The organism is Streptomyces sp. NPDC054842 (assembly GCF_053611025.1).
Genome location: NZ_JBSGZN010000010.1, coordinates 145,178 through 168,719 on the forward strand (window position 1 = coordinate 145,178; position 23,542 = coordinate 168,719).

Here is a 23,542-nt window from a genome sequence, read left to right on the forward strand (position 1 = left end):
ACCGGCAAGGACATTGGTACCGGTACTGGTGCCGGCAGGGGCACCAGCACCGCCCCCGCACCGGCACCGGAACCCAGGTCCGGAAGGTCCCTGCGGGGAGCCGCCGCTCCCAGGTCGTCCGCAGCTCACGCGGCGGCCGTTGAACGTTCATGTGTTCCGTCGATCCTCCTTGTCGCGCGGCCGTCCGGCGCCGCCGGACTTGAGGAGGCCGACATGGGCCACGCACACGGACACGGGCACCACCATCACCCGCACCCGCACGAGCACGCGGCGGAGCCGCTGCCGGCGGCGTTCGACACCTCCGTGCCGGACGAGGCGCTGACCCCCGAGCAGCGTTCGCGCCGCTCGCTGCTGCGGCGCGCCGGTCTGCTGGGCGCGGGCCTCGCCGCGGGCGGCGTGCTCGCCCAGGGCGCCGCGGCACCCGCGTACGCCGCCGAGGGCCGGCGCAGGAGCGGCGGCTTCCTCTGGCTCTCCGGCGACCACCACATCCACACGCAGTACAGCAGCGACGGCAAGTACCGCGTCTCCGACCAGGTCCGCCAGGGCGCCCGGCACGGACTCGACTGGATGGTCATCACCGACCACGGCAGCGAGACGCACGCCAAGATCGGCGTCGAGAAGGTCAACCCCGACATCAAGGAGGCCAGGGCCGCGTACCAGGACACCCTGGTCTTCCAGGGACTGGAGTGGAACATCCCGGCCGCCGAGCACGGCACCGTCTTCGTCCACCCGGGCAAGAACGAGGTCTCCGTCCTCAAGCAGTTCGAGACCTCCTACGACGGCAGTGTGAAGGGCGCCTCCGACTCGACGCCCGCCAACGAGGCGCTGGCCGTCGCCGGCCTCAACTTCCTCGCGGAGCAGGTGCGGCGGCGCAAGGTCAAGGACGCGCTGATGCTCGCCAACCACCCGGCGCGGCGCGGTGTCGACTCCCCGCACGAGATCCGCAGCTGGCGCGACGCGACCGGCTCGGGCCGCCAGATCGCGATCGGCTTCGAGGGCGCGCCCGGCCACCAGGCCGCCGGCATCGCCGCACCCCTCGGCATGGGCCGCGCCCGCGGCATCTACGACAACAGCCCGAGCGCCAACTCCTTCGCCGGATACCCGCTGGAGAGCTACCGCACCTGGGGCGGCTTCGACTGGATGACCGCGACCGTCGGCGGCCTCTGGGACAGCCTGCTCGCCGAGGGCAAGCCCTGGTGGATCACCGCCAACTCCGACTCGCACCAAGTCTACACGGACACCGCCGTGCGCGGCGGACCGGACAGCGACTTCACCGCCAACGGCAGGCACACGGACCCCGTCTACGGCGGCAAGGTCGACCTCGCCCAGGGCGACTACTGGCCCGGCCAGTACAGCCGCACCCACGTCGGCGCCGACGGATTCTCGTACGCCGCCGTGATGGACGGCATCCGCGCCGGGCGGATCTGGGTCGACCACGGCGGGCTGATCTCGGGTCTCGACGCGCGGGTGTCGGGCGGCGGCCGCTGGGCCACGCTCGGCGGCGCGCTGCACGTCAGGAAGGGCACGAAGGTCACCGTCACGATCGACGTCGCCCTGGCCGGCGGCCCCAACTGGGCGGGCTTCGTACCGGAGCTGGACCGGGTGGACGTCATCCTCGGTGATGTCACGGGCGCCGCCGGGGACAAGGACACGTTCACCGCCCCCACGGCCAGGGTCGTCCGCTCGTACGAGGTCGGCAAGTCCACCGGCACGGTCCGGCTGACGTACTCCCTGGGCGTCGTCGACCGTCCCCTCTACGTCCGGTTCCGCGGCACGGACGGCAACCGCTCGGCGACCGGTCTGATGGGCGCCGCGGTCGACCCGGCGGGCCCGGCCGTCGACGTCGTCGGCGACGCCGACCCGTGGCGCGACCTGTGGTTCTACTCCAACCCGGTGTGGGTCCTGCCCTCGTGAGCGGACCCCACACACTGACGGTGGACGCGGGGACGGGCGACCTGCGCGCGGCGGATCACCGGCTGCGCGCCCTCGCGGACGAACTGGCCCTCAATGAGGGCTGGTTCGGCTGCACCCACCTGGTGCGGGGCGCTCGCCCCCGGGTCGCCCTCTCCCTCTCCGCCCCCTCGCGGTCACTGCTGAGCACCGTCCGGCAGCGCCTCGCGGACCGGGGGTACGAGGTGTCGCCGGGGGCGCCCGACGAGGTGGGCCGCGCGGTGCTGTACCCCGGCGTCGCGCGGCTCACCGGCACGGTGGCGGTCGCGGAGGTCCTGGCGGCCTCCGCGATCGCCCGTGTCGCCGTCCTGGGCGAGCCGGGGCCGCCCCCGCCGGACCGGCGGCTCGTCACCCGGGACCACGTGCGCCCCGAGTGGCGCGACGGCGAACTCGTCCTGGCCGCGATGCCCGCCGCCGGCGGCACCCTCGTCCCGTTCGAGGTCCCGGACCCGACCCCGTGCTGCGCGGACCACTGACGTACCCCTCGCGGCCCCTCGCGGCCCTTCCGGCCTCTCCGGCCTCTCGCGGCCGAGCTCCCGGGCCCGCCGCGCGCGGCGTCCGAACCGGGGCGCGGACCCGCACAGGTCCGTGCCCCGGCCGGGTACGCCGCGCGCGCCGGGCCGGCCCGTCCGGCGTCCCTGGGTCAGCCCCGCGGCTCGGAGAAGACGAACGAGAACTCCGCCGGTTCCGCGAGGAGTCGGTACTGGGGCAGCACGCCCGGACCGCACGACTGCGAACCGATGCCCTGCTGGCCGTGGTCCAGGTTCACCCACACCGTGTCCCCGGGCACCAGGTCCGTCAGGTGGTCCGCCGCGTCGAGCTGCTCGGTCGTCCAGCGCCGGGCGGTGAACCAGAACTCCGGGTCGCCCTCGATCCGCAGGCCGCCGAGCTCCGCCCACCGCACCCCGGCCCGCGCCCCGTTCTCCTGCGGCCGGACGTAGGGCGTCTGGAGCGCGTCCACCGACGCCTCCCAGCGGCCCGGCAGCGAGGCCGCCCGGGTGTCGGGGTAGCCCTCGCCGGGGCCTCCGCCGAACCACCGCACCCGGTCCGCGGACGCCGGCAGCCCGAACCGGATCCCGAGCCGGGGCAGCGGCACTGGCCAGTCGCCCTCGGGTGCCACGGACACCGTCAGCCGCAGCAGGGTCCCGTCGGACGTCCACCGGTACACCGTGCGCAGGCCGAGCTCCCGCCCCGCGGGCGCCACCCGGGTCCGTACGGTCAGCGCGTCGCCGGACGCCTCGACCGCGTCCACGCGGTGCCGCATCCGGTGCAGGCCGAGCGCGCGCCACCGCGGCCCGAGGCGCTGCTCGGGCTGCCAGGGGGCGCCCTCGTCGTTGTCGGTCGGCGCGCGCCAGACGTCCAGGCGCAGCGCGCTCACGCCGGTCCCGCCGATGGTGAGCGGTGCGCCGGTGCGGGAGTCGAAGGAGGCGGGGCCCAGGGTGACCGTGCGCCCGCCGTGCACCGGTGCGGCGGAGGCGGCCACCCGGACCGGCGCCCGCCGGGCGAGCGGGAGGTGGGCCCACGCGACGGGATGGCCCGCGGGCGCCCAGGCGAACTGCCGGGCCAGTACCGCCCGCACCGTCCAGCCGGTCTCGGCGCCGTCCCCGTCGGCGGCCGGCGGCGGCAGCCTCACCTCCGCCGTCTCGCCGGGAGGGAGAGCGGGCACGGGGAGGGTGCCCGTCGCGACGGTCCCGCCGTCGACCTGGAAGGACCACGCGAAGGCCAGCGCGGACAGATTCGCGAAGTCGTACCGGTTGGTGATCCGGAGCGTGCCGCCCGCCCCGTCGCCCGTGATCCTGACCGGCTCGATCACCTTCTTGTACTCGGCCAGCCCCGGTGACGGCGTCCGGTCGGGGAAGAGCAGTCCGTCGCAGACGAAGTTCCCGTCGTGCAGCTCCTCCCCGAAGTCGCCGCCGTACGCGAAGCCGTACCGCTCGTCCCTGACGCCGTGGTCGATCCACTCCCAGACGAAGCCGCCCTGGAGGCGCGCGTGGGACTCGAACAGCCGCTGGTAGTCGGCGAGTCCGCCGGGGCCGTTGCCCATGGCGTGCCCGTACTCGCACAGCACGAACGGCAGCGACCGCCGGCGCCGGGAGCCGCCGTCCAGGCCCCGCCCGATCCGCTCGACCTCGGCGTGCGGGGCGTACATCCGCGTGTACACGTCGGTGTCACGGCAGTCGGGGTCGCCCTCGTAGTGGAGGAGCCGTGAGCCGTCCCGGGCGCGGATCCACCCGGCCATGGCGGTCAGCCCGCGTCCGGTGCCCGCCTCGTTGCCGAGCGACCAGAGGACCACCGAGGGATGGTTCTTGTCGCGTTCGACCATGCGGGCCGCCCGGTCCAGCAGCGCCGGGGTCCAGCGGTCGTCGGCCACGGGGTTGTCGCGCCACGCCTGCTCGGTGAAGCCGTGGGTCTCCAGGTCGCACTCGTCGATCACCCACAGGCCGTACTCGTCGCACAGGTCGAGGAAGGCGGGGTGCGGCGGGTAGTGCGAGGTCCGCACGGCGTTGACGTTGTGCCGCTTCATGAGCAGCACGTCCTCGCGCATGGTCTCCGGGTCCAGGGCCCGCCCCGTCTCCGGGTGCCACTCGTGCCGGTTGACGCCCCGGAAGAGGACCGGGCGGCCGTTGACCTCGATCAGCCCGTCGCGGAGGGCGACCGTGCGGAAGCCGATCCGCAGGGGGACGCGCTCGCCCTCCGTCGCCAGCACGCCGTCGTACAGGCGCGGTGTCTCGGCGGTCCACGGCTCGGCCGGCACGGTCACGGACTCGCCGGTCGCGACGTCGACGCCCAGTTCCGGCACGGTCACCCGGCCGTCGACGTCGGAGTCCACCCGCAGCGTGCCCTCGCCGCCCACGTGGCCGTACGAGGCGTGCACGAAGAAGTCGAGCACGGCGCCCGGCGGACGGTGCAGCAGGGTGACGTTCCGGAAGATGCCGGGCAGCCACCACTGGTCCTGGTCCTCCAGGTACGAACCCGACGACCACTGGTGGACCCGGACCGCGAGCACGTTGCCCCGTGGCCTCAGCAGGTGGCCGACCGCGAACTCGTGGGGCAGCCGCGACCCCTTGAACTCGCCGACGTCCGTGCCGTTCAGCCAGACCCGGGCGCAGGACTCCACCCCGTCGAAGCGCAGCACGCTCCCGCCGTCCGCGGGCCACCCGTCGGGCAGGTCGAAGTACCGCAGGTGGTCCCCGGTCGGGTTCTCGTCGGGCACCCGCGGCGGGTCCACCGGGAAGGGGTAGCGGTGGTTGGTGTAGATCGGTGCGCCGAAGGCCCCGTCGCCCTGGAGGACCCAGTGGCCGGGGACGGACACCTCCGCCCAGTCCCCGCCGTCGTAGCCGTCCGCGGCGAACGAGTCGTCCTCCGCGTCGGCCGTCGGGGAAAGCCGGAAACGCCAACGGCCGTTCAGGGACAGTAAGTCGGCGTCCGAGGACGCGTACCAGGCGCGCGGGGGAAGTGTGCCGGCGCCGGGGGAGACGTCCTCGACGTAGTCGGTGGCGGACGGGGATCGCTCGCTGGGGGAGGTGCGGAACGACATCGGTCTCCTAGATCGGATCGGCCCAGGGTGCGGTCGTCGTGCGGCTGCCGGGCGCCTCCCGCGGGGAGGGCGGCCGGCCGGTCACGCGGGCGGCACGGTGTGCTTCCCGGCGGTGGCGGAGAAGACGGTGGTGCCGCGCCGATGCGCGGCCCCGTTGGCCGGGGGGCGCCGGCCCACGGCCGACAGGGCGCCCTCCAGCGCGAACGTGGCGGCGCCGAGGCACCCCGGGTCGGTCGGGACGGGGATGTCACGGGATGTGCCTTTCACCGGACGTGCCCCCTCGACCCGGACGGACCAGGGCCCCCGGCCCCCGCGCCCGGCCAGGCTACGGTCGGGCACGGACTTGCCACCAGGGGTCGGGAAAGGGGCTGGGGGAAGGGGCGGGGGCACGCGTCGGCCGCCGAACAGCCGCGTGGTCCCGTGGTCGGCCCCGGTCGGCCGACCGGCCGGGGTCAGCCGCCCAGGACCTCGCGGACGAAGGCGTTGCGGAACGTGCCCGCCGGGTCCAGCTCGGCGGCGAGTGCCGCGAAGTCGGCCAGGCGCGGATAGCGTCCCCGCACCACGGCGGACGGCATCGCGTACACCTTCCCCCAGTGCGGCCGCGGACCGAAGGCGTCGAGGGCCTCCTCCACCCGCCGCACCACGGGCAGGACGGCCGCCGTGTCCGCGACCCAGGTGAAGTGCAGCGCCACGGTGTCCCGCCCGTACGCGGGACTCAGCCACTGCCGGTCCGCGGCGACGGTCCGCACCTCGCAGATCTGGAGCACCGGCGAGACCGTGTCCCGGATGGCGTCCAGGGCGTGCAGCGCCCCGAGTGCGTGCTCGCGCGGCAGCAGGTACTCGGACTGAAGCTCGGCCCCGCTGCTCGGGGTGAACTCGGCACGGAAGTGCGGAAGCCGCTCGTGCCACGGCCCCGGGACGCCGAACTGCTCGGTGCAGTTCACCGCGGGCATGCCCGGTACCGGGTGCATGGCCACGGTGGCCGGCGCGGCCCACGGGAAGGCGGCGGCGGGCCGGTCGGTGCGCCGCTTGAGCCACACCTGCCGGAAGCCGGGCGCACCCCAGTCGGTGAAGAGGCTGACGCTGTACGCCGACGCCGCCACCGCCTCGAAGTCCAGCCCCGCCAGCGGGAGTTCGGTGAAGACGTGCTGGCTCACCTCGAAGTCCGGCTCCAGGTCGAGCGTGAGGGCGGTGACCACGCCGAGGGCGCCGAGCGAGGTCACCGCGCCGTCGAAGCGCTCGTCGCCGCGCGCGATCGTCACGGCCGAGCCGTCCGCCGTGACCAGCTCCACCTCGCGCACGACCGAGGCGAGCGAGCCGTTCGCCACCCCCGACCCGTGGGTGCCGGTCGCCACCGAGCCGGCCACGGAGATGTGCGGGAGCGAGGCCATGTTGGGGAGCGCGAACCCCCGCTCGTGCACCCGCCGCGCCAGCTCGGCGTACCGGACACCGCCCGCGACACGCACCGTACGGGCGTCGGTGTCGACGTCCACCTCCGGCGGCAGCGCGGTCAGCGAGAGGAGCACGCCGTCGTCACCCGGATCGGCGATCGTGTTGAACGAGTGCCCGCTGCCCAGCACCCGCACCCGCGCGCTGGCGGCCACCAGCGCCGCGAGCGCGTCGAGCGACTCCGGACGGTGCAGCTCCTCGGCGGAGTACGTGATGTTGCCCGCCCAGTTGGTCAGGATCTCTGTCATGTGTGGCGTCCTCCCCGGGAAGTCCCTGGCGGCCGTGCACCCGCCGTGACGACGTGCCGCGTACGAGGGAATCCCGGCTCACGGACTCCCCGCGATCAAGACCGTACGCCCCGGTGCGCGAGGACGGCGGACCGGAGCGCCCCGTACGGTCCGCTGGCCCGGCTCGCGCCCCCACGGGGGACCCGGCACGCCGGCGCCGCAGGCAGGGGCATACCGTGAGGAGTCGAGCACGAACGCCGGGAGCGAGGAGAACGGGATGGGCAGCCGCACCGCGCTGGTCGAGGATCTGATGGAACGGTTCCCGCACGTGCCGCGGGAAGCCGTCTTCAAGGAGGACCTGCTCCGCGGGGGCGTCGCCTTCGACGACTCGGCCCTCTCGGACAACGAGGACGGCGACGTCAAGCCGAAGTCGTACTTCATCTTCTCCTTCGACCACGGCACCCTGCCCGAGCTGGGCGCGGCCGCGCTGCGCCGCCCGCCGGAGGAGATCATCCTCACCGGCGGCCCGTACGACCTGCGGCGCACGGTCGTCTCGGTCCGCGTGAACCCCGCCTCCCCGTACCGTGTCGCGGCCGACGAGGAGGGCGTGCTCGGCCTCTACCTGGACGGGAAGCGGATCTCCGACGTCGGCGTCCCGCCGATGCCGGACTACTACCGGCACAAGCTCTCCAACGGCAAGTCCGTGATGGAGGTGGCCCCCACCATCCAGTGGGGCTACCTGATCTACCTCACCGTCTTCCGGGTCTGCCAGTACTTCGGCGCCAAGGAGGAGTGCCAGTACTGCGACATCAACCACAACTGGCGCCAGCACAAGGCCGCGGGCCGCCCCTACACGGGCGTGAAGGACGTCGAGGAGGTCCTGGAGGCGCTGGAGATCATCGACCGGTACGACACGGCGAGGACCTCCACCGCGTACACCCTCACCGGCGGCGCGATCACCAGGACGGTCGCCGGGCGCGACGAGGCCGACTTCTACGGCCACTACGCCAAGGCCATCGAGGAGCGCTTCCCCGGCCGCTGGATCGGCAAGGTCGTCGCCCAGGCCCTCCCGCGCGACGACGTGCAGCGCTTCAAGGACTACGGCGTGCAGATCTACCACCCCAACTACGAGGTGTGGGACCGCCGCCTGTTCGAGCTGTACTGCCCCGGCAAGGAGCGCTACGTGGGCCGCGACGAGTGGCACAAGCGCATCCTCGACTCCGCGGAGATCTTCGGCGCGCGCAACGTCATCCCCAACTTCGTGGCGGGCGTGGAGATGGCCGAGCCCTTCGGCTTCACCACGGTCGACGAGGCCATCGCCTCCACCACCGAGGGCCTGCGCTTCTTCATGTCGCACGGCATCACGCCCCGGTTCACCACCTGGTGCCCGGAGCCGACGACGCCGCTCGGCAAGGCCAACCCGCAGGGCGCCCCGCTGGAGTACCACATCCGCCTGCTGGAGGCGTACCGCTCGACGATGGAGGACTTCGGCCTCTCCTCGCCCCCCGGCTACGGCCCGCCCGGCCCCGGCCGGGCCGTCTTCTCGGTCAGCTCGTTCATGGACAGCCTGCCGGCGCGCGAACCGGCTACCGAGCCCTCCGCCCGGTAGCCGCGCCCCCTCACGCCACGCCGCGCCGTCCGCGAGAACCCGGAAGCCCTCTCGCGGACGGCCGCCGCGCAGCGAGGCGTTCCCTGCGATCCCGCGCACGGCACTCCGCACGGTTCGGGTGTTCCCTCCGGTCCCGCGCCCGGCCCTCAGGGACGTCCTGCCCCGCGAGTGCGGCGGCCCGCTTTCCCGGGTCGGCGTACGTCCCGCGCCCAGATGGATATGCTCCTTGTCAGTTGTGCGGGAACCGTGAAAAGGTCGGGGCCTGCCGCGAGCCGATGAGGCCAACTCCGCTGTAGCGGCAGCGAGTTGACGTCGTGGATGCACCTGACGCAGGAGCCCTCATTGCCCGACCTGCCGACTCCCCGGAACGCCACCGAGGCCGCGTGGTTCTCGGAATGCTGGGACGCGGTCCTGTCGTACGCCGATCTGTGCACGTCCGGATCCGCCTCGGCCACGCAGCTGGCCACCGAGGCGTTCACGCACGGCATACGCCAGGCACGCGACGACGACGGCGGGGCGCAGGGGAGCGGGCGCCGGGTGTCGCGGCTGCCCCGGATCCCGCTGCTGCTCACCTCGGTCCGCACCACCGCCGCCGCCTGGGAGGCCGCCGGCCGCGGCCATCACCTCGACCCCGACCTGCGGCTGTGGCTCACCTCCGGGAAGGCCGACCGCCACACCGGGCCGCCACTGCGCCGCCCGCTCGCCCTGCGCGCCCTGCGGGACCTCCAGGAACCGGACGCCGCGCTGCTGTGGCTCGTCGAGGTCGAGGCGCTGCCGCTGACCGCCGTGGCCCGGCGCCTCGGCCTGGACCCGGCGTCCGCCGCCGCCGAACTGGCCCAGGTACGCGCCCTGTTCCGGGACCGCTGCCACCGCGCCCACCTCGACACGCCCATGGACGCGCGGTGCCGCGCCTTCGCGCGCCTGCTCGACGCGGTCACCCGCTCGCCCGGCACCGAGACGCCGGAGGACCTCTCGCACCACCTCGCGCGGTGCGTGGAGTGCGCCGAGGCCGCCGCCTGCCTGCGCCTGCACGGCGGCGGACTGCCCGGCGCCCTGGCGGGCGGGGTCATCGGCTGGGGCGGTCTCGCCTATCTGGAGCGCCGGCGCCGGGCCGCGGAGGCCGGCCTGGTCGGCGGACGCGCCGACGCCACCTCGGACACCGGGATCACCGAGGGCGAGGAGGCCGCGCCCCGGATCGGGCGCACCGGCACGCTGGTCACCGCCGTCCTGGTGTCCGCGCTGGCCCTCGCGGTCTCGCTGATGCCCTTCGACGGCTCCGAGGGCAGCACCTCCGTGCGCGGCGAGGCAGGAGACCGCGCGCCCGTGGTGGACCCCGGCCCGTCCCTCCCCTCCGCCTCCGCCTCCGCGACCACCACGGCCGCCTCGACGGCCTCACCCCGGCCGTCCCGCTCCCGGACCCGCTCCGCCCCCGATCCCGGCCCCGGCATCCAGGGCGGCTCCTCCACACCCGACCGCACCCCGAGCCCCACCCGGTCCACGAAGCGCCCGGCGGCGACCTGCCGGGTGCGGTACGAGATCGTCGACCAGTGGCCCGACGGTTTCCAGGGCGCCGTCACCGTCACCTCCGACAAGGCCCTCGACACCTGGCGCGTCGCATGGACCTTCGGCGACGGCCAGCGGGTCAGCCGGATGTGGGACGGCGACTACGCCCAGAGCGGCTCGCGCGTCACCGCCACCGCCGCCGACTACAACAAGTCCGTCCGCGCCGGAGGCACCTTCGGCGTCGGCTTCATCGCCTCCTGGCACGGCGAGAACGGGCCCGCGCACGACTTCACCCTCAACGGGCGCGGCTGCACGACGGTCTCGTGAGCCCGGTGTCCGCACGCCCCGAATAATCGGTGGCGTCCGCCCGGAGGTCCGGCCTAGGGTGTTCCACGTTCCCCCGCGGCGCACGCCGCCGGGGCCCAACCGAGCGGAAACCAGGAGGTGTTGACCGATGGCTGTCACTGCGATGGGCGCTGCCCGCATCCAGAAGTCCATCAAGTCCACCTCCGTGGCCGCCGGCTGACCTCCTTCTCACTTCTCCGCGCCTGAGCGCGCGTGCCGGGGCCGCCCCTCGAAGGGTCTCCCTTGTCTTCCTCCGCCTCCACCCCTCTTACCGCTCTCTCCGCTCTGTCCGCGCACCCTCTCGCCCTCTACGGCTGGGACGAGGAATGGGCGCGCGAGTTCGCCCCGCACGACGCCGAGGGGCTGATCGCCGGACGCGTCATCCGGGTCGACCGCGGCCAGTGCGACGTGGTCACCGCCGACGGGGTCGTGCGCGCGGACACCGCGTTCGTGACGCCGCACGACCCGCTGCGTGTGGTGTGCACCGGCGACTGGGTCGCCGTCGAACCCACCGGCAACCCGCGCTACGTCCGCACGTACCTGCCCCGCCGTACCGCCTTCGTCCGCTCCACCTCCTCCAAGCGCTCCGAGGGGCAGATCCTCGCGGCCAACGTCGACCACGCCGTCGTAGCCGTGTCCCTCGCCCTGGAACTCGACCTCGGCCGCGTCGAGCGCTTCCTCGCGCTCGCCTGGGAGTCGGGGGCCCAGCCGCTGGTCGTCCTGACCAAGGCCGACCTGGTGCCCGACCCCGCCACGCTCGCCCATCTCGTCCAGGACGTGGAGACGACGGCGCCCGGAGTGCCGGTGCTGCCCGTCAGCTCCGAAGCGGGGGAGGGCCTCGACGTCCTCGCGGCCGTCCTCTCGGGCGGCACGGCGGTGCTGCTCGGGCAGTCCGGCGCCGGCAAGTCCACCCTCGCCAACGCGCTGCTCGGCGAGGACGTGATGGACGTACAGGCCATCCGTGACCTGGACGGCAAGGGCCGTCACACCACGACGACCCGCAACCTCCTCGCCCTGCCCGGCGGGGGCGTCCTCATCGACACCCCCGGCCTGCGGGGCGTCGGCCTCTGGGACGCCGGGAACGGCGTCGGGCAGGTCTTCGCCGAGATCGAGGCGCTGGCCGCCGACTGCCGCTTCCAGGACTGCGCGCATGTCGCGGAGCCCGGCTGCGCGGTCCTCGCCGCCGTCGAGGACGGGGTCCTGCCCGAGCGCCGCCTCGACAGCTACCGCAAGCTCCTGCGCGAGAACCAGCGCATCGTCGCCAAGACGGACGCCCGGCTCCGGGCCGAGATCCGCCGCGACTGGAAGCGGAAGAACGCCGAGGGGCGCGCCGCGCTGCGAGCCAAGCGCGGCCACGACGCCTGACGCCCCCTGACACGGGGCCGGCCCTGACGCCGGCGCGCATTCCGGCCCCGGCCAGAGCCGACGCCGGGCCGACTCCGACCCACGGCGAGGCTGCGCGGGGCCGACCTCTGGGCTGGCGTCCGGCTCCCCGCTGGGGGGCGTGCAGCTTGCGGTCAGGACCAACGCGAGGCTGGTCCCGGCTCACGCCGGGGCGGTTTGCGAGGCTGGGAGTCCGGCCTCTGCCGTGGCCGACTTCAAGGCCGGTGCGAGGCAGGCGCCTGCTCCTGCGGGGCGTACGGGCGGCGCGGGATTCCGCGCCGCCCGTCATCTGGCTTCAGCACGGGGCTTGGCGGTGCCCGCTGCACCCCAGCCACCGGCTGCTGGGCGGGCCGGGTGCACAGGTCCTCCGTGCACTCGCCGCCCGGCGCGTCCCGTACGCGCTCCCCGCCTCCCGGCGCCTCCTGGACGCCCCCCGGCCGCTCCCCGCCCCCGGGCGTCCCGGATGTCCGTCCAGGTGGGGAGGGCGTACCCGTCGGGATTCCGGCGGTGCGGACCCCGTCGGCGTCGGCGTCGCCGTACCGCCCGGAGGCCGAGGACCGGCAGCCGGAGGGGCGATACCCGGGCCACGCCCGGTCGACCCCCCGCGGTGCCGCCCCAGCGCCGTGTCCGATTTCCGCCAGCGGCGGGTGTCCCGGTGGCGGAGACTGGATGGCGTGATCGATGAAGAGACCAGGTACGAGGCGGTGCGCAGCCGCGACGCCCGTTTCGACGGGGAGTTCTTCTTCGCCGTCCGGACGACCGGGATCTACTGCCGGCCCAGCTGCCCGGCGGTGACGCCGAGGCGGGAGAACGTCCGCTACTACCCGACGGCCGCCGCGGCCCAGGGCTCGGGTTTCCGGGCCTGCCGCCGCTGCCGCCCGGACGCGGTGCCGGGCTCCGCCGACTGGAACGTACGCGCCGATGTCGTGGGCCGGGCCATGCGCATGATCGGGGACGGTGTCGTCGACCGGGAGGGCGTCGCCGGGCTCGCCGTGCGGCTCGGGTACAGCGCCCGCCAGGTGCAGCGCCAGCTCACCGCCGAACTGGGGGCGGGACCCGTCGCACTCGCCCGCGCCCAGCGCGCCCACACCGCGCGGGTGCTGCTCCAGACCACCGGCCTGCCGATCACCGAGATCGCGTTCGCCGCCGGTTTCGCCAGCGTGCGCCAGTTCAACGACACGGTCCGCACCGTCTACGCGTCCACGCCGAGCGAGCTGCGCGCGGCGGCGGCCCGGCGCGCTGTCCCCGGGCGGCGTGCGGCGACCCCCTCCGCGGGGATCCCGCTGCGGCTCGCCCACCGGGGCCCGTACCAGTCGACCGCCCTCTTCGACGTCCTCGCCCGCGAGGCGGTCCCGGGCGTCGAGGAGGTCGCCGGCACCCGAGGGCGCCGTACGTACCGGCGGACCCTGCGCCTGCCGTACGGCACCGGAATCGTCGCCGTGGACGAACGCCCCGGCGGCCCGGCACGCCCCGGGCCCGCGCACCCCGGCGGCTGGCTCGACGCCCTGCTGCACCTCACCGACCTGCGCGATCTCACCACCGCCGTACAGCGGCTGCGGCTGCTGTTCGACCTCGACGCCGACCCGTACGCGGTGGACGAGCGGCTCGCCGCCGATCCCCGTCTCGCCCCGCTGGTCGCCGCCCGCCCCGGCCTGCGGTCGCCCGGCACCGCCGACCCGGACGAGCTGGCCGTGCGCGCGCTCGTCGGCCGGGCTCAGGCCGAGCGGCTCGTACGGCGGTACGGCAAGGCGCTGGACGCCCCTTGCGGCACGCTGACCCACCTCTTCCCCGAAGCGGGCGTCCTCGCGGAGGCGGAGCCGGACGGCACGCTCGGCGCGCTGGCCGCCGCCCTCGCCGACGGCACGCTCCGGCTCGACGCGGGCGCCGACCGGGACGACGCACAGCACGCGCTCCTCGCCCTGCCCGGCATGGACGCCCGCACCGTCGCGGTCATCCGCAACCGCGCCCTCGGCGACCCGGACGCCGCGCCACCGGACGCCGGCGTCCCCGACACCTGGCGCCCCTGGCGCGCCTACGCCCTCCACCACCTCGACGCCGCGCTCGCGGCACACGACGCAGACGGCGCCACCGACACGGAACGGGAAACCCACTGATCATGTCCTCGCACACCGTCACGCACTGCACGACCGTGGACAGCCCGGTCGGCCCGCTGCTCCTCACCGCCGACGATTCGGGCGCCCTCACCTCCCTGTCCGTGCCGGGCCAGAAGGGCGGCCGCGAGCGCCGGCCGGAGTGGCGGCACACACCCGGCCTCTTCCGGGCCGCCGAGGAACAGCTCGCCGCCTACTTCGCCGGTGAACTCGACCGTTTCACCCTGGAGTTCAGGGCCGCCGGCACCGAGTTCCGGGAACGGGTGTGGGCCGCCGTCGACTCCGTGCCGTACGGCGGGACGACCACGTACGGTGCCATCGCCGCGCGCATCGGCGCCCCTCGCGCCGCCGTCCGCGCGATCGGCGGCGCGATCGGCGCCAACCCCCTGCTGATCGTCCGCCCCTGCCACCGGGTGATCGGCGCGGACGGCTCGCTGACCGGCTACGCGGGCGGGCTCGACCGCAAGCAGCGGCTGCTCACCCTCGAAGGAGTGCTCACGCCGTAGAAGTCGACGGGGGATCGCGGGACTTCCGCGACAGCGTCAGTCCTCCAGGCCCCAGCTGTGGATCCGCCTCGGGTGGACCCGGATCAGCTCCTCGCTGAAGTGCGGCCCCAAGTCGTGCGGTCCGGTGAGGAGTTCGGCGTCCCCGCGGATGTCGACGCCGCGCACCCGCCACGGGTCGAGGCTCACGATGTCGTCCACGACGAGGGCCACCTTCGGGTTCCGCTGGAGGTTGCGCCACTTCTTGGTCGATCCCATCGCGTACCCGCCGATCAGGATGGTCCCGTCGTCCTGCGGGAAGAAGCCGACCGGGTTGGCCTGCGGCTGTCCGTGGGCGTCGACGGTGGCCAGCCGGCCCAGCCGCTGCGATCTGAGGTAGGCGCGTTCCGCCTCGCTGAATTCGGTCATGGCGGCAAGCCAAGCATCCCCGCGCCCGCCGTACATCGGCCGACAGCCCGAGTCGGGGCGGCACCCGGCGTCTGCGGCCAGGGGTGTGACGGTGTGTTGGGAGCGGCCGGTGCCGGGAACCCTTGGGTCCATGACCCGAGTGATCAAGGTCAGGTACTTCCTGACCGCCCTGGTGACCGCGCTGGCGTTCGCCCCGCCGACGGCCGGCGCCGCCACCGTCTCCGGGCCCGTCCGCCCGGCCGGCGCCCCCGTGCGCGACGCCGTCGAGCGCGGGGCCGTGAACCGGGGCGCCGCGTCCGCCGTCCCGGGCCGTGACGCCGTCCCGGCCGCCCACGCTCCGGTCCCCGCCGTCGGCGCCCCGGCGCCCGGTGCCCTCGGCGCCCCCGGCTACCGCGCCTCGGGGGCCGATCCGCTGCCACCGGCCCACTCCGTCACCGAGGCCCTGACGTCCGGCGTGCTGCGCAGCCCCGACGAGGACTGGACCGGCACCTGGGAGGCGGCCCCCTCCGGGACCGTGCCGGGGCTTCCTGGAGCCTCCGTCCGCAACGTCGTGCACACGAGCGTCGGCGGCAGCGCGGTCCGGGTCCGGATCACCAACCGCCTCGGCACCGCGCCGCTCCGCCTCGGCTCCCTCACCGTCGCGCTGCACCGGCCCGGCGCCCCCGCGAGCCCGGACGCCGTCCCGGGCTCGCTGCGCACCGCGACCTTCGCGGGCGCCGGGTCCGTGGTCGTCCCGGCGGGCTGGGACCTGGTCAGCGACCCCGTACGGCTGCGCGTGCCGGCCGGCGCCGACCTGCTGATCTCGGTGCACACCCCGGACGCCGCGGGCCCGGCGACGTACCACCGCTCCGCCCTCCAGACGAACTTCCTCGCCCGCAGCGGCGACCACACCCGCGACGAGGACGGAGACGCGTACACCGTCACGCTCGGGAACTGGTACCACGTGACCGGAGTCGACGTGCTCGACGCGCCCGCGGCGGGCAGTGTGGTCGCCCTCGGCGACTCCCTCACCGACGGCACCGGGTCCACGTCCGGTGCCAACCGCCGGTGGCCCGACCGGCTCGCCGAGCGGCTGCGCGGCCTGCCGCCGGCCCGTCGGCTCGGCGTCCTGAACGCCGGGATCTCCGGCAACCGCCTCCTGCGCGAGGGCGTCGGACCGGACGCCGTGTCCCGGCTCGACGCCGACGTCCTCTCCCGCACCGGCGTGCGCGCGCTGATCGTCCTGGAGGGCGTCAACGACATCAAGGGCACGCCCCAACAGCTCGACCCCGCCGCCTTCGAGGAGGCGTACCGGCGCATCGTGAGCCGCGCCCACGCGCACGGCATCCGCGTCGTCGGCGCCACCCTCACCCCGTACGGCGGGCACGGCGCCTGGACGGCGTCCCGCGAGGCCGCACGCCGGGCGGTCAACTCCCTCATCCGCACGGGCGGCCTCTTCGACGACGTCGCCGACTTCGACGCCGCCGTCCGCGACCCCGCCCACCCGGCCCGCATCCGCCCCGCCTACGACCCCGGCGACCACCTGCACCTGAACGACGCCGGCATGCGGGCCCTGGCCGACGCGGTCGACCTGACCTCCCTCACCCGCTAGGGACGCCGGTGCGGCCGGTGTCCCCGGCGTCCGCGAGTCCGTCCGCCGCGACGCCTGACAACGGGGCCCGACCGCCACGCAGGAACCCTCTGCGGCCGCGGCATTAGCCCCAGATGACCGCCCCCACCCACGCCCCCATGATCAGCAGACAGGCGAACAGCTCCGCCAGCACGCTCCAGCCCCCCGAACGCATCGCCGTGCGCATCGCCGCCACCGCCTCCCCGTGCCGCCCGAGACGCAGCCGCTCCGACAGATAGATCCCGCCCATGAACCCGGGCAGCGCGCCCAGCACCGGCAGCACGACGAAGCCGAGCAGCGCGCCGCACCCGGCGTACGCCGCCATGCGGGGCGTCGCGCCGCTCGCGCGCAGCCTGCGCGGGGGAAGCGCCCACCGCGCCGCCTGGGACAACAGCTGCACCACCGTCGCGCCCACCAGCACGACCCAGGACAGCTTGCGGGGGTCCTCCAGCGCCCACCACAGCACCGCGGCCCAGACGAGCCACGATCCCGGCACGCCGGGCACCAGTACTCCGAACAGGCCGAGCAGTATCACCACCCCGACCAGCAGGAGCTCCCACACTCCCATCTGTCCAGAGTGCAGGAGAACGGGTGAACCCGCAGGTCAGTCCAGCCGGTCCCGGGCCACCCAGGCACGCTCGTACGCGTGCCAGCCCAGCTGGAGCCGGGTGGTCACGCCGGTCAGCTCCATCAGCCGCTTCACCCGGCGCTGCACGGTCCGCAGGCCCAGGTCCAGCTGCTTGGCGACGCTCGCGTCGGTCAGCCCGGCCAGCAGCAGTGACAGCACCTCCAGGTCGGTGCTGTCCGGGCCGTCCGGTTCCTGCTCGGCCACGCCCGTGTCGCCGAGGCGCAGGGGGAGCGCCTCCCGCCACACCGACTCGAAGAGGCCCGAGAGCAGTTCGAGCAGTCCGCTCGCGTGCACGACCAGGGCCGCGGGCTCGGCGGTGTGCGAGGTCAGCGGCACCATGGCGAGCGCCCGGTCGGCGATCACGAGCTTGGTCGGCACCGTGTCGGCGACGCGGACCCGCTCGTCCCGGCCGAGCGCGGCGGACAGCTCGGTGATGCCGCCGGGCAGGTCGAGGACCGCCCGCTCGACCACCACCCGGTAGGTCACGCCACGGCCGGCCGCCTGCTCCTCGGCCTCGTTGTCCGTCCCCGAGACGACCACCGGGTTCCCCGTGACCAGCGCGCACACCTCCTCACTGGCGCCCAGCTGGAGCTGGAGGAACCGCTGCGCGACCGCCGCCGCGCCGATCACCACCTCAACCAGGTCGTGCACGGCCGGCTCGGCGGCCTGCGCCCGGTACTCCTCGGCGAGCAGCGCCGCCGCCAGCTCCGCCTTCTCCAGCTCGTGCCGCCGCTGGGTGAGCAGCGCGCCCAGCGCGACGCCGGGCGGCGCCGCGACCCAACGCCCGGGACGGGCCGTCGACTGCGCCGCCAGTCCGTGCCGCTCCAGCCGGCGCAGGGCGCGCTCCGTGTCGTACTCGCCGAGCATGAGCCGGCGTGCGAGATCGGGCACGTCGGCGGCGCCCACGGACACCAGTGCCCGGTACGCCGACTCGTGCGTCTCGTCCAGACCTATCGCTCCCAGCATGCGGAGACGTCCCTCCCCGAGGATCATCCGTGACGACCGCGCCGTGGCGGAAAACAGCCACGGCGCAAACCCGCCTTCCCACATCATCGCCGCACCACCCGTCTCTCTGACAAGGTGGCGCCACTGGGGCACCAACCACCGCCCGCAATGCCCGGCTTGAGCCTGTCCGGCCTGCGCGGACGCGGGCGGGGCGGTTCCCGACGGACGTGACCGCGCATCACCGCGGAACATCAGGGAACCAGGTCACACTCAGGACCGGGAAGGACCGCCGTACGCGGCGGCCCGGTCGTCCAGACCGTGACCCGGACCCACGACGTGCGGTGGGTCCCGGTCACTCCGGCGCCGCCGGGCGGTTCTCCCGTGGGGGGTGGGACCGCCCGGCGGTATCACGCACGGCTGTTCGAGCCGACGTCTTTCCGCCGGTCCGACACGCCGTCGCGCGATCTCCGTCCGCCGGATTTTCCCGATGCACCGTTTCCTTCCGGCTCCCGCGGTGGACAATCAGGGACATGAGCCAGCAGGGGGAGAGTCCTACCGGTCACGAGGACGACTGGTGGGGGCAGTTGTACGACGACTCCACCGGAGACACGGGTCCCGCGGCGGCGGCCGACTCCCTCGACGACCGGTTCGCGTCGGCGTCGGGCACGGTGGGGCGCGGCGGCCCGGCGCCGGGTGCGTACGCCGACGAGGTCCCGCCCCGGCCCGGGGAGACGCACGCCGTCCCGGAGCAGCGCACCGGCGGCTCCGGAACCCCGTCCGGCGGCCCCGGAACCCCGTCCGGCGGCCCCGGGCCACGCGAGTCGGGCCCCACGTCACGCGAGTCGGGCTCCGGGGCACGCGACTTGGGCTCCGGATCACGCGACTCCGGCTCCCGGCCAGTGGCCGGCGCCCTCGAAGACCGGCCTCCCGTCGGCACGGAGGGCACTCAGTCACCGACGGCCCCTCTGCCCTCCGCCGGGACGGCCGGAACGGCGTCCGCCGGGACGGCCGGAGCTCCGCCTGCCCGGACGGACGGGCCTGCGTCCGCCGGGACGGCCGGAACTCTGCCCGCCGGGACGGACAGGACTCCGTCCGCCGGCGGAACCGGGGACGGCCGGCCAGTGGGCGGGACGATCGGGGTCCGTCCGTCGGCGGGGGTTGCCTGGAGTGCGTCGCCCGGGGCGGCAGGCGATCCGCCGCCGACCGGTGCGCGCCCCTCCGCAGAGGGCCCGCCCCCGCCCGCCGTGCCGCCCGTCGGTCCTCCACCGGAGGCCCCTCCGCTTCCCGTCGGCCCCCCGCCGCCGACCGGGAGCCCGCGACCGCCCGTCGCCGGTCCGCCCGCGGTCGTCCCGGCCGGTGACGGGACGCGACCGCCCGGCGGGTCCCCGACCGTCGGTGTGCCGCCGCCTCCCGCCGGTTACCTGCCCGCCGAGAAGCCCGGCGGTGCCGCCCCCGCGCCGCCCGACGAACCCACCCTCGCGCCCCTCGGCCGGTCCGCCGGGCCGGCCTGGCCCTCCCTCGCGGATCCGGAGCCCCCGGCCGCGGGCGCCGCGCCGCCGGACCCCGTCGGCCACGTCGGATCCGGGCCGCCCACCTACGACGCGGAGCCCACGGCCCTGCCGCCCGCCGACCCGGACGCGCTGGCGGACCTCGTCGCGGACACGGTGCTGGAGGGCGCGCAGTACGGGGCGTGCACCCTGCGGGCGGTCTCGGTGCGCGGGGACTCCGCGCGGTACCGGGGCGAACCGCGCCGGGACGCCCTGCTGACCGCCCGCTTCGGGACGGGCGAGGACGCCCTGGTCCTCGTGGCCATGGCGACCGGCGCGCGGGCCACCCCCGGCGCGCACCGGGCGGCCGCGGAGGCGTGCCGGTGGATCGGCCGGGCCGTCGGCCGCAGCCACGCACGGCTGGCCGAGGACATCCGGGCGGGCCGGCGCGGCGACCTGAAGTCGGGGCTGCACCGCCTCACCGACCGCAGCCTCGGCAGGCTGCGGGCCAGCGCGGCCGAACAGGGCGTCGAACCCGAGGAGTACACCGCGAGCCTGCGGTGCCTGCTGCTGCCCGCGGACCCGGAGTGCCGTACGCGCGTCTTCTTCGGCGTCGGCCCCGGCGGCCTGTTCCGGCTGCGGGACGGCGAGTGGCAGGACATCGAGCCCCGGGTGGCGGAGACCGCCGGGGAGCCCGTCGTCGGTTTCGGGTCGCCGCCCCACGAGACCCCGGACGGCGACCGGCTCACCATGGACCTCGGGATCACGACACCGCCGAGCCCGTACGAGCCCGCGCCCCGGCCGCCCCGCGCCCCCTTCCGGTTCCGGGCCTCCGTCGCCCGCCCGGGTGACACGCTGCTGCTGTGCACCGGCGGCCTCGCGGAGCCGCTGCGCGGGGAACCGGAGCTCGCCGGGCATCTGACGACACGCTGGTCGGCGCCCGAGCCGCCGGGGCTCGCGACGTTCCTCGCGGACAGCCAGGTCAGGGTCAAGGGGTACGCCGACGACCGGACGGCCGCCGCCGTGTGGGAGGCGTAACCGCCCGCCGTGTGGATTCATGGAACCCGAAGGGATCTCCGGAGACCGAAGGGCACGTGACGTCATGGCCAAGCAGACCGTCGCCGAGCAGTACGTCGACCTTCTCGTCCGCGCGGGCGTGAAACGGCTGTACGGGGTCGTCGGCGACAGCCTCAACCCGGTCGTGGACGCCGTCCGGCGCAACGCGGCCATCGACTGGATCCACGTCCGGCACGAGGAGACCGCCGCGTTCGCCGCGGGCGCGGAAGCGCAGATCACCGGGAGTCTCGCCGCCTGCGCGGGTTCCTGCGGCCCCGGCAACCTGCACCTCATCAACGGCCTGTACGACGCCCACCGCTCCATGGCCCCGGTCCTCGCCCTCGCCTCGCACATCCCCTCCAGCGAGATCGGGCTCGGGTACTTCCAGGAGACCCACCCCGAGCGGCTCTTCGAGGAGTGCAGCCACTACAACGAGATGATCTCCAACCCGAAGCAGATGCCCCGGCTGGTGCAGACGGCGATCCAGAACGCCGTCGGTCGCGGCGGGGTCAGTGTCGTGACGCTGCCGGGCGACATCGCGGGCGAGCCCGCACCGGAGAAGTCGGCGGAGACCGCCCTGGTCACCGCGCGGCCCACCGTCCGCCCCGGCGACGCCGAGATCGACGAACTGGTCAAGCTGATCGACGCGGCCGACAAGGTCACCCTCTTCTGCGGCAGCGGCACGGCGGGCGCCCACGCCGAGGTCATGGAGTTCGCCGAGAAGATCAAGTCGCCGGTGGGGCACGCGCTGCGCGGCAAGGAGTGGATCCAGTACGACAACCCGTTCGACGTCGGGATGAGCGGCCTGCTGGGCTACGGCGCCGCCTACGAGGCCACCCACGAGTGCGATCTGCTCATCCTGCTCGGCACGGACTTCCCGTACAACGCCTTCCTGCCCGACGACGTGAAGATCGCCCAGGTCGACGTCCGCCCCGAGCACCTGGGCCGCCGCTCCCGGCTCGACCTGGCCGTGTGGGGCGACGTGCGCGAGACCCTGCGGTGCCTGACCCCGCGGGTGCGGACCAAGAAGAACCGGCGCTTCCTCGACAAGATGCTGAAGAAGCACGCCGACGCGCTCGAAGGCGTCGTCAAGGCGTACACCAGGAAGGTCGACAAGCACGTCCCGGTCCACCCCGAGTACGTCGCCGCGGTCCTGGACGAGGTCGCCGACGACGACGCGGTCTTCACCGTCGACACCGGCATGTGCAACGTCTGGGCGGCGCGCTACATCTCGCCCAACGGGCGCCGCAGGGTGATCGGTTCGTTCTCGCACGGCTCGATGGCGAACGCGCTGCCGATGGCTATCGGCGCCCAGTTCACCGACCGGAGCCGCCAGGTCGTCTCGATGTCCGGTGACGGCGGATTCAGCATGCTGATGGGCGACTTCCTCACCCTCGTCCAGTACGACCTGCCGGTGAAGGTCGTCCTCTTCAACAACTCCTCGCTCGGCATGGTGGAGTTGGAGATGCTGGTCGCCGGCCTGCCCTCGCACGGCACGGCGAACAAGAACCCCGACTTCGCCGCCGTCGCCGAGGCCTGCGGGGCGTACGGCGTCCGCGTCGAGAAGCCCAAGCAGCTCGCCGGCGCTCTCAAGGACGCCTTCCGGCACAAGGGCCCGGCGCTCGTCGACGTCGTCACCGACCCCAACGCCCTCTCCATCCCGCCGAAGATCAGCGCCGAGATGGTCACGGGCTTCGCCCTGTCCGCGTCGAAGATCGTCCTCGACGGGGGCGTGGGCCGCATGGTGCAGATGGCCCGCTCCAACCTGCGCAACGTGCCGAGGCCCTGAGGCGCGACCCGCACGGGACCGGTCGCACGGCCCCGGCGCCCGCGTGTCGAGTGGCGGGAGCCGTCCCTCCCCGTCGTCTACGGCGGAATAGGCAGGCCGCTGTCGGCAGTTGGGGCGATCTCACGCGGTCGGCGCGCCGTCGCGGGCGGCAGACCCCAGGGACGGCGCGGCCGAGGGCGGGCGCGCGCACCGGCAGCCGCACCGGCTCTCCTCCCCTCACGGGCGCCGGGGTGCCCGGTGAGGGTCGCGCCACCCGCCCGAACTGCCCCTGGACACACAGCGGTTCCGCTCTCGCAGGCGTGCCCGGGCCGGGACGCGCCGCTCCCGGGGGTCCGGCCGACCCCGTCCCGGCGGGCCGCTTCCCCGGTGCGGTGACGGCGAACGGCCGGCGAACGGCGCGTGATTGACGATTCAGCATGACTGTCGTCTTCCACGGCCGGGCATGGATCCCCGTGAACGTGTTCGAGCAGGAAGGAAACCGACATCGGCGTGCGGGCGGGGGTCATGAAGAGGCAGGCACGTGCGGGCGGCCCCGGGACACTGGGGGCACCCGCGGCGGAGACAGTGGAGGAAACGGTCGACGGGGGCGGGGAGAAGCCGGGGGCGCCGCAGCTCCGGCGCCGGCTGGGACGGGGGGACCTGAGGGCCGTGCCGGAGGCCCGCAAGGCACTGAGGGAGCTGTTACGTCACTGGGGGAGACCCGGACGGTCGGAGGTCGCCGAACTGCTCACCAGTGAGCTGGTGACCAACGCCCTGGTGCACACCGACCACGACGCGGTGCTGACGGCCACCGTCTCGCCGCGCGGACTGCGCGTGGAGGTCAGGGACTTCGTGGGGCGCAGGCCACGGCTGCGGGTACCGGACGCCGACGACGGTACGCACGGCAGGGGCCTGGTCCTGGTGCAGTCCCTGGCCGACGCGTGGGGCGTGCGGGTGCACGCCGTGGGCAAGGCGGTGTGGTTCGAACTGGACGGGGGCGCGGCATGACCTCATGCCGCGCCC

General features: G+C 74.7%; 17 protein-coding genes. 11 read left to right on the forward strand and 6 right to left on the reverse strand.

What is annotated here, in order from left to right; genetic code table 11:
- The first annotated feature begins 213 nt into the window (after window positions 1-213).
- Together ACWGIS_RS10715 and ACWGIS_RS10720 are read left to right on the forward strand one after the other, a co-directional pair.
- A complete protein-coding gene (locus tag ACWGIS_RS10715; RefSeq protein ID WP_453362028.1) occupies window positions 214-1,914 on the forward strand; it encodes a PHP domain-containing protein in 1,701 nt (566 codons plus the stop codon).
- Window positions 1,911-2,426, forward strand: a complete 516-nt coding sequence (locus ACWGIS_RS10720) for a hypothetical protein (protein ID WP_453362029.1) — start codon at window positions 1,911-1,913, stop codon at window positions 2,424-2,426. Before ACWGIS_RS10715 ends, ACWGIS_RS10720 begins: the two co-directional genes overlap by 4 nt.
- A gap of 167 nt (window positions 2,427-2,593) precedes the next feature.
- Here ACWGIS_RS10720 and ACWGIS_RS10725 read toward each other — a convergent pair whose 3' ends face one another.
- The 3 genes from ACWGIS_RS10725 to ACWGIS_RS10735 all read right to left on the reverse strand — a co-directional run bounded on the left by ACWGIS_RS10725 (window position 2,594) and on the right by ACWGIS_RS10735 (window position 7,185).
- Window positions 2,594-5,488 (reverse strand): glycoside hydrolase family 2 TIM barrel-domain containing protein, encoded by a 2,895-nt coding sequence (locus tag ACWGIS_RS10725; protein ID WP_453362030.1) that lies wholly within the window; start codon window positions 5,486-5,488, stop codon window positions 2,594-2,596.
- An 81-nt stretch (window positions 5,489-5,569) separates the two neighbouring features.
- On the reverse strand, window positions 5,570-5,755 hold the full coding sequence (locus ACWGIS_RS10730; RefSeq protein WP_453362031.1) for a hypothetical protein: 186 nt from the start codon (window positions 5,753-5,755) through the stop codon (window positions 5,570-5,572).
- Window positions 5,756-5,940: 185 nt separating this feature from the next.
- Window positions 5,941-7,185 (reverse strand): FAD-binding protein, encoded by a 1,245-nt coding sequence (locus ACWGIS_RS10735; protein ID WP_453362032.1) that lies wholly within the window; start codon window positions 7,183-7,185, stop codon window positions 5,941-5,943.
- A gap of 256 nt (window positions 7,186-7,441) precedes the next feature.
- Here ACWGIS_RS10735 and ACWGIS_RS10740 point away from each other — a divergent pair, with 256 nt between their 5' ends.
- The 5 genes from ACWGIS_RS10740 to ACWGIS_RS10760 all read left to right on the forward strand — a co-directional run bounded on the left by ACWGIS_RS10740 (window position 7,442) and on the right by ACWGIS_RS10760 (window position 14,621).
- Window positions 7,442-8,773 (forward strand): radical SAM protein, encoded by a 1,332-nt coding sequence (locus tag ACWGIS_RS10740; RefSeq protein WP_453362033.1) that lies wholly within the window; start codon window positions 7,442-7,444, stop codon window positions 8,771-8,773.
- 342 nt (window positions 8,774-9,115) lie between these two features.
- Window positions 9,116-10,603: a cellulose binding domain-containing protein gene (locus tag ACWGIS_RS10745; RefSeq protein ID WP_453362034.1), complete on the forward strand. Its 1,488-nt coding sequence runs from the start codon at window positions 9,116-9,118 to the stop codon at window positions 10,601-10,603.
- 261 nt (window positions 10,604-10,864) lie between these two features.
- Complete coding sequence (gene rsgA / locus ACWGIS_RS10750; RefSeq protein WP_453362035.1) at window positions 10,865-11,986, forward strand: ribosome small subunit-dependent GTPase A; 1,122 nt, start codon at window positions 10,865-10,867, stop codon at window positions 11,984-11,986.
- A gap of 695 nt (window positions 11,987-12,681) precedes the next feature.
- A complete protein-coding gene (locus tag ACWGIS_RS10755; RefSeq protein WP_453362066.1) occupies window positions 12,682-14,118 on the forward strand; it encodes an AlkA N-terminal domain-containing protein in 1,437 nt (478 codons plus the stop codon).
- Window positions 14,119-14,120: 2 nt separating this feature from the next.
- Window positions 14,121-14,621, forward strand: coding sequence for a methylated-DNA--[protein]-cysteine S-methyltransferase (locus ACWGIS_RS10760; protein ID WP_453362036.1), 501 nt, complete (start codon window positions 14,121-14,123; stop codon window positions 14,619-14,621).
- A gap of 36 nt (window positions 14,622-14,657) precedes the next feature.
- On the opposite strand, the gene ACWGIS_RS10765 is transcribed toward ACWGIS_RS10760, so the two are convergent.
- Complete coding sequence (locus tag ACWGIS_RS10765) at window positions 14,658-15,026, reverse strand: PPOX class F420-dependent oxidoreductase (protein ID WP_453362037.1); 369 nt, start codon at window positions 15,024-15,026, stop codon at window positions 14,658-14,660.
- A 130-nt stretch (window positions 15,027-15,156) separates the two neighbouring features.
- Here ACWGIS_RS10765 and ACWGIS_RS10770 point away from each other — a divergent pair, with 130 nt between their 5' ends.
- Window positions 15,157-16,617 (forward strand): GDSL-type esterase/lipase family protein, encoded by a 1,461-nt coding sequence (locus tag ACWGIS_RS10770; RefSeq protein WP_453362038.1) that lies wholly within the window; start codon window positions 15,157-15,159, stop codon window positions 16,615-16,617.
- Window positions 16,618-16,720: 103 nt separating this feature from the next.
- On the opposite strand, the gene ACWGIS_RS10775 is transcribed toward ACWGIS_RS10770, so the two are convergent.
- On the reverse strand, window positions 16,721-17,203 hold the full coding sequence (locus ACWGIS_RS10775; protein ID WP_453362039.1) for a DUF456 domain-containing protein: 483 nt from the start codon (window positions 17,201-17,203) through the stop codon (window positions 16,721-16,723).
- Window positions 17,204-17,239: 36 nt separating this feature from the next.
- On the reverse strand, window positions 17,240-18,229 hold the full coding sequence (locus ACWGIS_RS10780) for a helix-turn-helix transcriptional regulator (protein ID WP_453362040.1): 990 nt from the start codon (window positions 18,227-18,229) through the stop codon (window positions 17,240-17,242).
- A gap of 509 nt (window positions 18,230-18,738) precedes the next feature.
- Between ACWGIS_RS10780 and ACWGIS_RS10785 the strand changes: the two genes are divergently transcribed.
- The 3 genes from ACWGIS_RS10785 (at window position 18,739) to ACWGIS_RS10795 (ending at window position 23,527) form a co-directional block, all read left to right on the forward strand.
- Window positions 18,739-20,733: a protein phosphatase 2C domain-containing protein gene (locus ACWGIS_RS10785; RefSeq protein WP_453362041.1), complete on the forward strand. Its 1,995-nt coding sequence runs from the start codon at window positions 18,739-18,741 to the stop codon at window positions 20,731-20,733.
- A gap of 64 nt (window positions 20,734-20,797) precedes the next feature.
- Window positions 20,798-22,540, forward strand: coding sequence for a pyruvate dehydrogenase (locus ACWGIS_RS10790; RefSeq protein ID WP_453362042.1), 1,743 nt, complete (start codon window positions 20,798-20,800; stop codon window positions 22,538-22,540).
- Between the two features lie 504 nt (window positions 22,541-23,044).
- Window positions 23,045-23,527: an ATP-binding protein gene (locus ACWGIS_RS10795; RefSeq protein ID WP_453362043.1), complete on the forward strand. Its 483-nt coding sequence runs from the start codon at window positions 23,045-23,047 to the stop codon at window positions 23,525-23,527.
- Window positions 23,528-23,542 lie beyond the last annotated feature (15 nt).

Excerpts from the sequence above, each read along its gene's own strand:
- ACWGIS_RS10715 (WP_453362028.1), top strand. The coding sequence starts at position 214 with ATGGGCCACGCACACGGACACGGGCACCACCATCACCCGCACCCGCAC.
- ACWGIS_RS10725 (WP_453362030.1), bottom strand. The coding sequence starts at position 5,488 with ATGTCGTTCCGCACCTCCCCCAGCGAGCGATCCCCGTCCGCCACCGAC.
- ACWGIS_RS10735 (WP_453362032.1), bottom strand. The coding sequence starts at position 7,185 with ATGACAGAGATCCTGACCAACTGGGCGGGCAACATCACGTACTCCGCC.
- ACWGIS_RS10740 (WP_453362033.1), top strand. The coding sequence starts at position 7,442 with ATGGGCAGCCGCACCGCGCTGGTCGAGGATCTGATGGAACGGTTCCCG.
- ACWGIS_RS10760 (WP_453362036.1), top strand. The coding sequence starts at position 14,121 with ATGTCCTCGCACACCGTCACGCACTGCACGACCGTGGACAGCCCGGTC.
- ACWGIS_RS10765 (WP_453362037.1), bottom strand. The coding sequence starts at position 15,026 with ATGACCGAATTCAGCGAGGCGGAACGCGCCTACCTCAGATCGCAGCGG.
- ACWGIS_RS10770 (WP_453362038.1), top strand. The coding sequence starts at position 15,157 with ATGACCCGAGTGATCAAGGTCAGGTACTTCCTGACCGCCCTGGTGACC.
- ACWGIS_RS10775 (WP_453362039.1), bottom strand. The coding sequence starts at position 17,203 with ATGGGAGTGTGGGAGCTCCTGCTGGTCGGGGTGGTGATACTGCTCGGC.
- ACWGIS_RS10780 (WP_453362040.1), bottom strand. The coding sequence starts at position 18,229 with ATGCTGGGAGCGATAGGTCTGGACGAGACGCACGAGTCGGCGTACCGG.
- ACWGIS_RS10785 (WP_453362041.1), top strand. The coding sequence starts at position 18,739 with ATGAGCCAGCAGGGGGAGAGTCCTACCGGTCACGAGGACGACTGGTGG.
- ACWGIS_RS10790 (WP_453362042.1), top strand. The coding sequence starts at position 20,798 with ATGGCCAAGCAGACCGTCGCCGAGCAGTACGTCGACCTTCTCGTCCGC.
- ACWGIS_RS10795 (WP_453362043.1), top strand. The coding sequence starts at position 23,045 with ATGAAGAGGCAGGCACGTGCGGGCGGCCCCGGGACACTGGGGGCACCC.